Annotated in this window: 13 protein-coding genes; 7 read left to right on the top strand and 6 right to left on the bottom strand. The window is 65.5% G+C overall.

What is annotated here, in order from left to right; all coding sequences use genetic code 11:
- Positions 1 to 318: 318 nt before the first annotated feature.
- On the bottom strand, positions 319 to 1566 hold the full coding sequence (locus tag S2M10_RS08215) for a cytochrome P450 (protein ID WP_017980797.1): 1248 nt from the start codon (positions 1564 to 1566) through the stop codon (positions 319 to 321).
- Between the two features lie 212 nt (positions 1567 to 1778).
- Between S2M10_RS08215 and S2M10_RS08210 the strand changes: the two genes are divergently transcribed.
- A complete protein-coding gene (locus S2M10_RS08210) occupies positions 1779 to 2300 on the top strand; it encodes a DUF6118 family protein (protein ID WP_168845683.1) in 522 nt (173 codons plus the stop codon).
- Positions 2301 to 2352: 52 nt separating this feature from the next.
- Here the strand turns inward: S2M10_RS08210 and cueR are convergent, their stop codons facing one another.
- Together cueR and S2M10_RS08200 are read right to left on the bottom strand one after the other, a co-directional pair.
- A complete protein-coding gene (gene cueR, locus S2M10_RS08205; RefSeq protein ID WP_017980795.1) occupies positions 2353 to 2736 on the bottom strand; it encodes a Cu(I)-responsive transcriptional regulator in 384 nt (127 codons plus the stop codon).
- Positions 2733 to 5207, bottom strand: a complete 2475-nt coding sequence (locus S2M10_RS08200; RefSeq protein WP_282098034.1) for a heavy metal translocating P-type ATPase — start codon at positions 5205 to 5207, stop codon at positions 2733 to 2735. The genes cueR and S2M10_RS08200 overlap by 4 nt, the downstream gene beginning before the upstream one ends.
- 214 nt (positions 5208 to 5421) lie before the next feature.
- Here S2M10_RS08200 and S2M10_RS08195 point away from each other — a divergent pair, with 214 nt between their 5' ends.
- The 3 genes from S2M10_RS08195 (at position 5422) to S2M10_RS08185 (ending at position 8106) form a co-directional block, all read left to right on the top strand.
- Positions 5422 to 6735 carry a hypothetical protein gene (locus S2M10_RS08195; RefSeq protein WP_017980793.1) on the top strand — a complete coding sequence of 438 codons (1314 nt, stop codon included), beginning with the start codon at positions 5422 to 5424 and terminating at the stop codon, positions 6733 to 6735.
- A 70-nt stretch (positions 6736 to 6805) separates the two neighbouring features.
- Entirely contained in the window at positions 6806 to 7684 is an 879-nt protein-coding gene (locus S2M10_RS08190) for a DUF4396 domain-containing protein (protein WP_017980792.1), read from the top strand.
- 89 nt (positions 7685 to 7773) lie between these two features.
- Positions 7774 to 8106 carry a four-helix bundle copper-binding protein gene (locus tag S2M10_RS08185; RefSeq protein ID WP_017980791.1) on the top strand — a complete coding sequence of 111 codons (333 nt, stop codon included), beginning with the start codon at positions 7774 to 7776 and terminating at the stop codon, positions 8104 to 8106.
- A gap of 45 nt (positions 8107 to 8151) precedes the next feature.
- Here S2M10_RS08185 and S2M10_RS08180 read toward each other — a convergent pair whose 3' ends face one another.
- Genes S2M10_RS08180 through copC form a run of 3 tightly spaced genes read right to left on the bottom strand, consistent with a single transcriptional unit; the run spans position 8152 to position 9773 of the window.
- Positions 8152 to 8421: a flagellar biosynthetic protein FliQ gene (locus tag S2M10_RS08180; protein ID WP_017980790.1), complete on the bottom strand. Its 270-nt coding sequence runs from the start codon at positions 8419 to 8421 to the stop codon at positions 8152 to 8154.
- Between the two features lie 52 nt (positions 8422 to 8473).
- Positions 8474 to 9400, bottom strand: a complete 927-nt coding sequence (copD, locus tag S2M10_RS08175) for a copper homeostasis membrane protein CopD (RefSeq protein ID WP_017980789.1) — start codon at positions 9398 to 9400, stop codon at positions 8474 to 8476.
- Between the two features lie 4 nt (positions 9401 to 9404).
- Positions 9405 to 9773 carry a copper homeostasis periplasmic binding protein CopC gene (gene copC, locus S2M10_RS08170; protein ID WP_020486671.1) on the bottom strand — a complete coding sequence of 123 codons (369 nt, stop codon included), beginning with the start codon at positions 9771 to 9773 and terminating at the stop codon, positions 9405 to 9407.
- A 127-nt stretch (positions 9774 to 9900) separates the two neighbouring features.
- Between copC and S2M10_RS08165 the strand changes: the two genes are divergently transcribed.
- From S2M10_RS08165 to S2M10_RS08155, 3 genes are read left to right on the top strand one after another with little or no spacing between them, the layout of a single operon-like run.
- Positions 9901 to 10170 carry a hypothetical protein gene (locus tag S2M10_RS08165; RefSeq protein ID WP_020486670.1) on the top strand — a complete coding sequence of 90 codons (270 nt, stop codon included), beginning with the start codon at positions 9901 to 9903 and terminating at the stop codon, positions 10168 to 10170.
- Positions 10167 to 10607, top strand: a complete 441-nt coding sequence (locus tag S2M10_RS08160) for a periplasmic heavy metal sensor (protein ID WP_017980786.1) — start codon at positions 10167 to 10169, stop codon at positions 10605 to 10607. Before S2M10_RS08165 ends, S2M10_RS08160 begins: the two co-directional genes overlap by 4 nt.
- Before the next feature lie 10 nt (positions 10608 to 10617).
- Positions 10618 to 11187 (top strand): RNA polymerase sigma factor, encoded by a 570-nt coding sequence (locus S2M10_RS08155; RefSeq protein WP_018251214.1) that lies wholly within the window; start codon positions 10618 to 10620, stop codon positions 11185 to 11187.
- The last annotated feature ends 29 nt before the right edge of the window (positions 11188 to 11216 follow it).

Here is an 11216-nt window from a genome sequence, read left to right as displayed (position 1 = left end):
ACACCCGCACCGATCGTCAGCGTCGGGCGCTTCATGGCCCGGTCGAGACCGGGTTCGTAGCGCTTCTTCAGCCACGTGATGATGCGGCCGTCCTTCTCCTCGACCTTCTTCGACAGCCAGATCGCAAGATGGAGGATCTGGCGCAACTAGAAAGCCTGCTGGCTGCGACCATCGACCGTTGCGAAGGCGACGGGGCGGCGAGGTGCGCCGTGATCGACTTGCTGAACCAACATTCGACTGCGTAGATGTCGCATCGCACCCCGTACTCGCGCAAACGGTCGATAACGGAGCCGATCACCATCACCACGGCACGCGGCCCTAGCCACCTATGTGGACGTTGCGCATCACGAAGCCGCTTTTCGGAAGCGCTGGCAGCCTGGCGAAATCGATGCTCAGGTCTTGGTCCGGTACGTCATAGCGCATCGCGTTGACGAGGAGGTGTGCCGCCACCTTCATGATCGCGAGGACGATCCATTCGCCGGGACAGCGATGGCCGAGATAGTGATCGCCGCCGCCCTGCGGAATGAAGTTGAAGGAGTCTTCGTCCCAAGCCCTGAAACGCTCAGGGCGAAACTCCTGGGGGTCGGCCCAGGTCGCTGCGTCGTGATTGCTCCCATAAAGGTCTAGCACCACTTGACGCCCTTCCGGAAAGGCCATCCCCTCCCACTCGAAATCTTGGCTCGCGCGCGCCACCACAGCGGGAAAGAAGGGATAGAATCGGCGGACCTCTTGGACGAAGAGCTCGGCATAGTCCGGCTGCTGAACCAAGGCCGCCCTGATCCCTGAACAGGTTTGCAGCGCGTGGGCGACGAAGGTGATGTACACTGCGATCGCGACGGTCGGGCGAAGGACATTTACCAGTTCGACCGCTGCGACGTGCGGCGAAAGAAGATCGTCGTGCCGGTCGCGATGCCAGGCTATCGCGTAAGCCGCGGTCCCCGAGCCCGAGCCGATGCTCCCGGCCCGAATGCCTTCAATGATCCGCTTCGCCCATGCGTCGACGCGACGACGGGCCAGCCGTGACCAAAGATGCCTTGGGCTCGCCGAGCCGGCGGCGTCGAACAGCGCCCGCAGCTCGCCCGCGCGGTTGCCGGCTTCATCGTCCGGAAGAGGAACTCCCGCCCAAGCGCATACCGCTCGCGTCAGCGGCTCATGCAACTCGTCATAGAAGACGATCTCTCCTTTGCGCGTCCAGCCCGGCACCGCCCTGCGCCACTCGGCCTCGAACAATTGCGCCAGCGCCCGCACGCGCTCTGGTGTCATCAGGCCCATGAACATCTGCTTGCGGTGCCGATGGGTCTCGCCGTCCAGACCCTGAACGCCGCCTTGGCCCAGCAGTGTCTTCTGAATAGCGACCGGCATGGCACCTTCGCGCTCGAAGCGGGTCGTATCGTAGAAGATTTCGGCGGCCTTGGCCCCCTTAAGGCAGTTGGTCTTTTTCAGCAGGAAACGGGATTCAAAAGCGTTTGCGCCTAGGCGCTGGCACTGCCTGGAGATGAACCGATAGGGATCGGCGAGGAGAGAAAGGGTTTCGTCCGGGCCTTTCGTGTGTGGTGTCTTAGGCATGACCGGTCCGGTGATTGTTGGGTCTCCTTTGATTAACTCGGAGGAATATCACGGGTTGCAGGCTCACGACAGGTGACGAACGAGGACGATCAGGGCGGAGCAGGCGCGGCCGAGGCGTTCGAGGCCATGCGCGGCGAGCTGGCGCTGCGCCGTGGAGGGCTTGGCGGCCGAGCGCGGCGATCGACATACCCGACCATACCGAGACGCTTGGCGTGCTCCAGCAGAACGTGAACACGGCAGGCGAGAACGTCGCGCGCATCGGCCAATTCCTGAAAGCGGCCCCGGCGCTGGCGATGACGCCGGAGCAGATGGCGCAGCGCATCGCCGCGGCGGGCAGCGCCGCCCGGCGCGAGGATCAGGCGGCGCTCGCCAAGGCGGGCGAGGACAAGGCCCGCATCATGGCCGATCTTCGCGCCATCGCCGGGTCCGCATGGACACGCGCCGACCAGAAGAATCGGCAGCTATGGTTTGCCCTGGGTGGGGTGGCGGCCGGCATCCTCGCATGGGCGATCGTGCCGGGCCTGGTCGCGCGCGAGATCGCACCGGCGAGCTGGCAATGGCCCGAGCGCATGGCGGCGCGGACGCTCGACTTGCCCCGCTGGGAAGCCGGGCAGCATATGATCCAGAGCGCCAGTCCCACCGCGTTCCGCGCCATCGTCGGGGCCGACAGGATCGTGACGGCCAACCGCGCGGCGATCGAGGGGTGCGGCAAAGCCGCAGCGCGAAACGCGTGAAACGGTGCGACGCACGATCACGCTCAAGTGGAGTAAAAGTTAGCCGCGCAAGTTATTCAGCCAAGCGTTCGATGATCGGACAATCAGGCCGATCATCGCCATGACAGGCTTGGGCGAGCCCGGTAAGCGAGCGGCGCATGGCGTCCAAGACGCGGACCTTGCGGCCCAGTTCGGCAGCGCGGGCTTCCGCCAGCGTCTTCACTTCCGCGCTCGACCGATCGCGATCCGACCACAGCCCCAGCAGCGTGCGGATTTCCTCGATCGGGAACCCCAGGTCGCGCGCGTTGGCGATAAATCGCAGCCGATGAACGTCAGCGTCGGCGTAGTCCCGGTAGTTCCCGCGCCGTGGCGGCGCGGGCACCAAACCAATCTTTTCATAGTGGCGGATCATGCGTTGGGAGACGCCGCTGGCGTCCGACGCCGCTCCGATGTTCACAGCTTTACCGCGTTGAGCCGCAGTGCGTTCAGGACCACGGTGAAGGACGAGAGCGCCATCGCTGCACCGGCCAGCATCGGCGACAGCAGGATACCGGCAACCGGGTAAAGCACGCCGGCCGCAACCGGCACGCCGATTCCGTTGAACAAGAACGAGAAGAACAGGTTTTGGCGGATATTTCGCATCGTCGCGCGAGCGAGCTTGCGGGCGCGCACGATCGCCGAGAGATCGCCGCGCGTGAGCGTCATGCCGGCGCTTTCGATCGCCACGTCTGTTCCCGTTCCCATCGCCAAGCCGACATCCGCGGCGGCGAGCGCCGGGGCGTCGTTGATCCCATCGCCCGCCATTGCGACCCTTGCGCCGCTCGCTTTCAGCTCGCCGATGATACGCGCCTTGTCTTCCGGCAGCAGATCGGCGAGCACGTCATCAAGACCGCCCACGGCGCGCGCGACAGCATCGGCCGTCCCACGATTGTCGCCGGTGAGCATGACGACCCGCAGGCCCTCCTTGCGAAGCGCGGCAATAGCGTCGCGCGCCGATGCGCGCACCGGATCGGCGACTGCGAGCAGACCGGCGAGCGCCCCGTCGATCGCGACGAGGATGATGCCCGCGCCTTCGCCACGGTGACGATCGGCCGCGGCGTCGACCGGCTTGAGATCAGCGCCGATCCGGCTCATTTGCACCGCATTGCCAATCACGACCGAGCGGCCGCCCACCGTGGCGCTGACACCCAGCCCGGTTTGCGAGGCAAAGTCCGCGACTGTGCCGAGCTGCAATCCTCGTTCTTTGGCGGCAACGACGATTGCGTGCGCGAGCGGATGTTCGGATTGGCCTTCGACGGCCGCGGCAAGCGCGAGCATGTCGTTCTCTCCGACCGCGCTGACCGTCTCGACCGCGATCAGCTTGGGCTTGCCTTCCGTGAGCGTACCCGTCTTGTCGATGACAAGGGTATCGACCTTTTCCAGCCCCTGTAAGGCTTCCGCGTTCTTCACCAGCACGCCGGCCTGAGCGCCGCGTCCCGTGCCGACCATGATCGACATGGGCGTGACGAGCCCGAGCGCGCACGGGCAGGCGATCACCAGCACTGCGATGGCGTTAAGCAGGGCATGGCCCATGCGCGGCTCAGGGCCGACCAGCGACCAAGTGATGAAGGTCGCAATCGAGATCAGCACGACGAGCGGCACGAACCATCCTGAAACCCGATCGGCGACCGCCTGTATCGGGGCGCGGCTTCGCTGCGCTTCCGCGACCATGCGGACGATACGCGCGAGCATCGTGTCCGAACCAACCGCGCGGGCTTCCATCACCAGGCTGCCCGTCCCGTTGACGGTGCCCCCGGTAACGATCGCCTCGACTTCCTTGAGGACCGGCGCGGGTTCGCCGGTGAGCATGGCTTCGTCGACCGACGAACGACCCTCGACCACGACGCCATCGACCGGGATGGCTTCACCGGGGCGGACCCGCAGCCGGTCACCGGTTGCCACGTCGGCAAGCCCGACTTCTTCTTCAGAACCGTCAGGCTGCAAGCGTCGCGCCGTCTTGGGGGCGAGATCCATGAGAGCGCGGATCGCGCGCCCTGTCGCCGCCCTAGCGCGCAGTTCGAGCACTTGCCCGAGCAGCACCAGTGTCACCACGACGCCAGCCGCCTCGTAATAGACGGGAACCATGCTCCCATGCGTGCGGAAGGTCGCTGGGAAGATGCCCGGCGCGAGCGTCGCGACCACGCTATAGAGGAAGGCGGCACCTACGCCGATCGCGATCAGTGTGAACATATTGAGATGGCGGGTACGAAGCGATGTCCACCCCCGCTCGAAAAACGGCCAGCCCGCCCACAGCACGATCGGCGCGGTGAGTGCGAGCTGGACCCAAGGCGAGGCCGCAGGGCTAACCACATGCAGGCCTAACATTTCCGCGAACATCGAGACGACGAGCAGCGGGATCGTGAGCGCGCCCGCCACCCACAGTCGGCGCGTGAAGTCGACCAGCTCAGGGTTGGGAGTATCGTCGAGCGACGGTTCTTCGGGTTCGAGCGCCATGCCGCAGATTGGGCAAGTTCCCGGCCCTTCCTGGCGAATTTGCGGGTGCATCGGGCACGTCCACATCGCCCCCGGCGTCGCCATCGGCTCCGGTTTCGGCTTATCGCTCAGATAGGCGTCAGGATTGGCGACAAACTTGCTCCGGCACCCTGCGCTACAGAAATGATAGGCATGACCAGCGTGCTCGGCATGGTGTGTCGTTTTTGCGGGATCGACCGTCATGCCGCACACCGCGTCGATCACTGCTGCTGCGGCATCGTTGTCCTTACTGCCCGAGCAGCAGCCGCCCGCTTCGGTGTGATGATGTTCGTGCTCGATCTTTGCGGGAGCGGCCGAGCCGCCCCCGCAACAGGATGAGGGCGTGGAGACCGATTCAGGCGCAGGCTTCGAACAGCCGCAACCCCCGGCTTGGGAATGGGAATGAGGGTCGTTCATGGCAAGACTCCTTCGACCCGAGAGCATGTAGGGTATGACACCGTGTTAGGGTCAAGGCCCTGTCGGCACCGCTGGCGTGTATGTTGAATCTACGCGCGGGAGCGGCGTTGCCCTCATATTGCGGGGGCCAGCTCTACACCCTCGACGCCATAAGGGCCGCAGCTTAGGTCTATTACTAGCTCGCCAAACGCGGGCCGGGGGCAATCGGGGACATATGGCAGCGCAGATCGACAGTCTTTCTACTGGCACCGACCATGACGGCCTGGTGCGCCGCTTAATTGCCCGCTGGCGTGACGATCAGGGCGCGACCTATCGGAGCTGGTTTCTTTGGGACGAGCGGTTGAAGAACTTCCGATCAATCCGGCGCGGCATCACCCAGGTTGTCGGCGAGATCGAGCGCGGCACGTTCGGCGTCGCCTACCGCGGATCGTCGCTCGAAACCGTCGTCCATTCCGTCGCCGAGCAGCGGCAAATCTTCAAGGGCGCGGACCATGCGTTCCTCTGGAAGCCGAAGCTCCGCATCCCCGACATTTACGAGAGCCCCGACAATCAGCGCGCGTTCGGCCGCTTGCTCGACGCCTGTTCCTGTTGCGACACGGCCGAGGAGATCATCAGCCATATCCACGCGATCGACCGTTTGAAGATCAAGGGGCTGGGTCCGGCGGTCGCCAACCTCCTCTACTTCCTTCACCCGACGCTGGTGCCGCCCTTCAACACCGCAATCGTTAAGGGCTACAACGCGCTGACGGGGGCGAATGTGAAGCTCGGGAGCTGGGAGCATTTTCTGGCGATGCGGACCGGCATCCTCGATCTCAACGACCGCTTCCGCGAGCTGCTATCGAATGATTTAGGCGCGATCGGCGGTCTGTTGTTCGACATCGGCTCCGATCGCTATCCGGCTCCGCCCCTCGACGTGAGCGGCGCGACGCTGGCGAGCTGGGGGCAGCGGCTTGAGGCGGCGCGTGAGGAAGCGCGCACGCTCAGCAAGGCCGCTCAGCGCGAGGGCGAGAACGAGCGCACCCATACCGAAATCCAGGCATGGCTTCGCGATCTAGGGTTGGCGCTCGGCTATGACGTATGGATCGCCGCGAACGACCGCAGCCGCGCCTTCGACGGATCACCCTTGGGCGCAGGATGCCTTGAGCGCCTGCCCGACACGATCGCGACGTCGAAGGGCGCTGACTCGATCCGGCTGATCGACGTGCTGTGGCTTGAGAAGGCCGGCGATCATGTCGCCGCGGCGTTCGAGGTGGAGCATTCGACCTCGATCTATTCGGGCATCGTCAGGATGCTCGACCTGGCCTTGAGCGGTGGCGACCTTCACGCGACCGCGGGGCTGTTCCTTGTCGCGCCCGACGCGCGCGAGACGGACGTTCGCGCGCAGTTGCAGCGGCCCGCGTTCAGCCGCGTAGCCGACCTCGACATATCCTACCTGCCCTATGGCGAGCTGGAGAAGAACCGGGAGGCCATCGCGCGGTTCGGATCGGGACTGAAAGCGATCAAGGCCGTTTCCAGCAAGCTCGCCTAGCCCGCTCCGCGCAAGGGATGATCCGGAGAGCCGCGTATCCTCTAGCATGTAGAGGAGTGCTGCCGTGACGATGCCATCCCCGGCCCCCTGGCTCGACGCCGTGCTGATCGGATGGTTCGTGCTGACCGCCCTTTCGGTCGCTTACGTCGCGTGGGATGCCTTCACCCGCAACCCCGAGCTGCGCGTGATGAAATGGGGGTGGCTGTTGGTCACGCTCTATGGTGGCCCGATCATGGCCGCGGCCTATGTCCTGTCCTGCCAGGAGCCGGCGAACGAGCGGCACGAGGATTTCGTTCGACCGCTCTGGAAGCAGGCGTTCGGCTCGGCCATCCATTGCATGGCGGGCGATGCAACCGGCGTCATCGCCGCAGCCGCGATCACCACGGCGCTCGGCCTGCCGATGTGGCAGGACGTGATCGCGGAATATGTGTTCGGCTTCGCGTTCGGACTGCTGATTTTCCAGGCGCTTTTCATGCGCGACATGGCGGGCGGTTCCTATTGGGGCGCGCTTCGCATGTCGTTCATCCCCGAATGGCTGTCGATGAATGCCGTCATGGCCGGCATGATCCCGACGATGGTGGTGTTGATGAGCCGCGACATGGCCGCGATGCACGCCAGCTCGCTCCGCTTTTGGGGCGTCATGTCGCTGGCGACACTCGTCGGGTTCGCAGTCGCCTATCCGATCAACCTTTGGCTGGTTGGCGTGCGCTTGAAGCACGGCATGGGCACGGTGCGCGCGCTGGGGCATGGCGGACACGAAGTCGGCGCGGACCGGCAATCGGCCACGCCGATGCCGGACATGGGACACGACGCAATGGCAGGGATGAGCGGCATGGCGGCCGGCGCGCGCGTGACCGGACCTCAGATCGCCGCGATGACAGTGTTGACGCTCATCATGCTTGGCGCGGGCATCATCGTTGCGACGCTGTTCGGTCGGTGGGCCATGTAACTTGCCGCGAACGACGGAGATCGCGGCAAGGGGTGATCGCGCGGCGCGCGTATCTAGGAACAGGCGGGGGCTCATACGGAGATAATGCGATGCACCAGATCGACCCCGGCATGAAGGCGTGCATGGACGCCTGCCACGAATGCCATGTGACCTGTCTTCACATGGCGATGAACCATTGCCTCGAAATGGGCGGCCAGCACGCCGCGCCCGAGCATATGAAGATCATGGCCGACTGCGCGCAAATTTGCGCGGTTGCGATCGACTTCATGGCGCGCAAGTCCGCCCACCATCAGCATATCTGCCGCGAGTGTGCCGAGATCTGCCGGGCTTGCGCAGCGAGCTGCGAGGCCCTGGGCGGCATGGAGGATTGCGTGGCAGCGTGCCGGAAGTGCGCCGATTCCTGCGATCGGATGGCGGCATAGCGGGGCTTGCGCGGGCGGTCGCCCGCCCGCGCAGCTATCTGCATATCAACGGCCCATGCTCGCGATCACAGCGAACAGCTCGGCCGTGAACTTGGTCAGGAGCTCGGTCGCTGCGCTCCCGAAAATCACCAAACATACGCCTAGCGCGATCAGCTTAGGCACGAAGCTCAGCGTCTGTTCGCTAATCGACGTCGCCGCCTGGATGATGCTGATTATCAGCCCGACGATCATCATCGGCACGAGCAGCACCACGCAGATCAGGCCGGCCACGGCCAGCATCCTCCCCGTCTCGTCGAGCAGGATCGACTGATCCATCAGGCGCGGCCCCGTGAACGGCCGGGGACCGCGAGGGCTCCCCGGCCGCGCATCACATCGCCGATGCAGGCGGCGCGAGCGTCCCGAGCCAGGCGATCAGCCCGAGAACCGCGATGACACAGGCGGTTTCGATCGCCAGACTTGTCCGCAGCGCGCCGAGGGCGCCCTTGTGATCGTCCGCTGCGATCGACCGCTCGAATGCCGGCGTGAGCCGGAAGCGGTTGAGCGAGGCGAGCCCTAGCATGGCGACGAACAGCGCCAGCTTTGCGATCAGGAGCTGACCATAGAGCGTCGCAGGAAGCGTGGCGAGGTTGCCGATCCCGACCAGCATCCAGCCGTTGACCAGGCCGGTGACGAGGATCGTGCCGACCACAACCGTCCCGATCGCGCCGAACCCGTGCAGCGCGCGGTGCGTCAGCCCCAGATGCGCCGCGTCTACGCGCGCCGCGGGTCGGGAGACGAGCAGGAGCAGCCCCAGTAGTGCGCCAACCCAAGCGCCCGAGGCGATCAGATGGAGAATGTCGACGATGAGGTGGACCCAGCCCATCACGGCTTCGTCCATCGCGCCGTGTCCGGTCCACGCCAGCGTTGCGAGTGCCACGGCCGAGCAGAGCGCGACGATGCTCAGCCAGATGCCGCGCCCGCCCGCGACCAGCGCTGCCAGCGCCGCGAGGGCCACCATGACCATTCGCAGCTTCCATGCTGCTCCGATCGCAGAGCCGGTGAGCAGCGCGCCGACTGCTTCACGGTCGATCGGCCAGGCCGGCGTTCCGGCCATTGAGGAGGCCATCAGCACGACCCAGGCGCCTGAAAACAACAGGCTCAGGCCAGCGCTGGCGATGAACCAGGGACGCAGCGCGAGCGCGTCGCCGCGCTCGCGCGCCCGCAGCCCATAAAGGCTGAATGCGGCAAGGCCGAACAGCGCAGCCAGCGTCACGTAGAGCGCGAAGCGGACGCCGATAAGCGACCAGTCCCCCATCGCCTCACTTCACCGCGAAGACGTAGGTTCCTGCGACCTTGTGGGTGTCGGTCGAGACGACATTCCACGCGACGCTATACCGACCCGATGGGAGCGGCGATTTCGGGGTGATGACGAGGGTCCGGCCATCGGACGAGAGCGCGGAGGCGCTGGCCATCTTCATGGCTGCCATGCCGGGCATCGCTGCCATCGTGAGATCGGCCTTGGAGAAGGCTGGCATCAGCTTCTCGCTGAAATGAAGTTCGATACGAGCGGGCTTCGCGACCGTCGCATTGGCGGCCGGCGATGCCGACACCAGCTTAGGATGGGCGTTCGCCGTTCCGGCGAACATGACGAGAGCGGCAGCAGCAGTCAGAACGGATAGGCGGCGCATAGGGGGCCTTTCGACAGGAGGGTTCCTGTCCTTCATTACGCGCCCCGATCGACCACCCCTCACGGATGGATTTGAGGGATGGGCGCGTCGCTTGCGTAATCCATGCTAGAGGGGTGGAGTGAACGACATGGACCTCGACGCAGTATTGATGAGGCTGGCGCAAGCACCCGTGCCCGCGAGCCTTGATGGCATGGAAGATCGCGTGCTGGCGCGGGTCGCCGCACGTCCAGCGGCGCGCGCCGGCTTAGGCGTTGGGGCAATGACGATCGCTGCGGCGCTCGTCATGGGCATCTTCGGTGCCGGTGTGCCCGCGAAGGAAGCCAGCGCGGCTTCGCTATCGCCCTTGGGGCCGGTGTCGCCGCTCGCGCCCTCCACGCTGCTCGTCGGCGTGCAATGAGCGGCCGCATCCGCCTTCTGCTTGGCATTGTCGCGTGCTTCATCGCCGCGATCATCGGTGTGTTCGTGGGGCGGGCGCTACTTCCGCCACGTGCCCAGCCCGGCTCGGAGCTGCACGACGTGCTGCATCATAAGCTGGCGCTGGACGCCAACCAGGAAGCGCGACTTGAAGTGCTGGAGCAGCGTTTCGCCGTGCAGCGGCGCGCATTCGAGCTGGAATTGCGGGCGAACAATGCCCGGCTCGCTGAAGCGATCGAGGCCGAGCATGGCAACGGGCCGCGCGTCGCCGCAGCGGTCGACCAGAGCCACGCCGTCATGGGCGAGCTCCAGAAAGCGACGCTGGCGCACATCTTCGCCATGCGCCAGCTCTTGCGGCCCAATCAGACCGGCCAGTTCGATCAGGCCGTGGTGAAGGCGCTCACCGACGACGCACGTTGAGGTTCGGCGCGTGAGCCTCGACTGGACCACGCTTACGGACGGCGAGCTGGCGACCCTCAGCATCGCCGGGCGCGAAGCCGCCTTCGCCGAGATCATGCGCCGCCATCGGCAGTCAATCTTCCGCATGGTGCGCGCGTGCGTCGGCGAGGCCGACGAGGCGCTGGACCTTCTGCAGGAGACCTTCGTCGCGGCGCATCAGGCCCTGCCCCGCTACGACGGCGATCGATCGATGCGCGCGTGGCTATCGACGATCGCGATCAACAAGTGCCGCGATTGGGGGCGCAAGCGCACCGTGCGGCGCTTTCTGGCGTTCGCCGCACCGATCGGCCCGGAAGCCGAAGCCATTGCAGACGACCAGGTGGCGATCGACGACGCGACGGGCGACCGACAGGAACTCGACCGCGTGACGCGCGCCATTGCGGGCTTGCCGACCGCATTGAAGGAATCCTTGGTGCTGCGCACGATCGAGGGGTTGAGCCAGGCTGAAACCGCGGCAGTGTTGTCGATCAGCGAAAAGGCGGTAGAAACCCGCCTCTATCGCGCGCGATCGAAGTTGCTGGAGCGATTGGGCGGGCGCTGAGGGATAGCGCCCTGAGCTGCGTATCAAGG

Origin of the sequence: Sphingomonas sp. S2M10 (assembly GCF_012650175.1) — a bacterium.
Lineage (GTDB): Bacteria > Pseudomonadota > Alphaproteobacteria > Sphingomonadales > Sphingomonadaceae > Sphingomonas.
This window is presented reverse-complemented; position numbering and strand designations above follow the sequence as displayed.

Coding starts and splice junctions, on each gene's coding strand:
- S2M10_RS08215 (WP_017980797.1), bottom strand. CDS start 1,566: ATGCCTAAGACACCACACACGAAAGGCCCGGACGAAACCCTTTCTCTC.
- S2M10_RS08200 (WP_282098034.1), bottom strand. CDS start 5,207: ATGAACGACCCTCATTCCCATTCCCAAGCCGGGGGTTGCGGCTGTTCG.
- S2M10_RS08195 (WP_017980793.1), top strand. CDS start 5,422: ATGGCAGCGCAGATCGACAGTCTTTCTACTGGCACCGACCATGACGGC.
- S2M10_RS08190 (WP_017980792.1), top strand. CDS start 6,806: ATGCCATCCCCGGCCCCCTGGCTCGACGCCGTGCTGATCGGATGGTTC.
- S2M10_RS08185 (WP_017980791.1), top strand. CDS start 7,774: ATGCACCAGATCGACCCCGGCATGAAGGCGTGCATGGACGCCTGCCAC.
- S2M10_RS08180 (WP_017980790.1), bottom strand. CDS start 8,421: ATGGATCAGTCGATCCTGCTCGACGAGACGGGGAGGATGCTGGCCGTG.
- copD (WP_017980789.1), bottom strand. CDS start 9,400: ATGGGGGACTGGTCGCTTATCGGCGTCCGCTTCGCGCTCTACGTGACG.
- copC (WP_020486671.1), bottom strand. CDS start 9,773: ATGCGCCGCCTATCCGTTCTGACTGCTGCTGCCGCTCTCGTCATGTTC.
- S2M10_RS08165 (WP_020486670.1), top strand. CDS start 9,901: ATGGACCTCGACGCAGTATTGATGAGGCTGGCGCAAGCACCCGTGCCC.
- S2M10_RS08160 (WP_017980786.1), top strand. CDS start 10,167: ATGAGCGGCCGCATCCGCCTTCTGCTTGGCATTGTCGCGTGCTTCATC.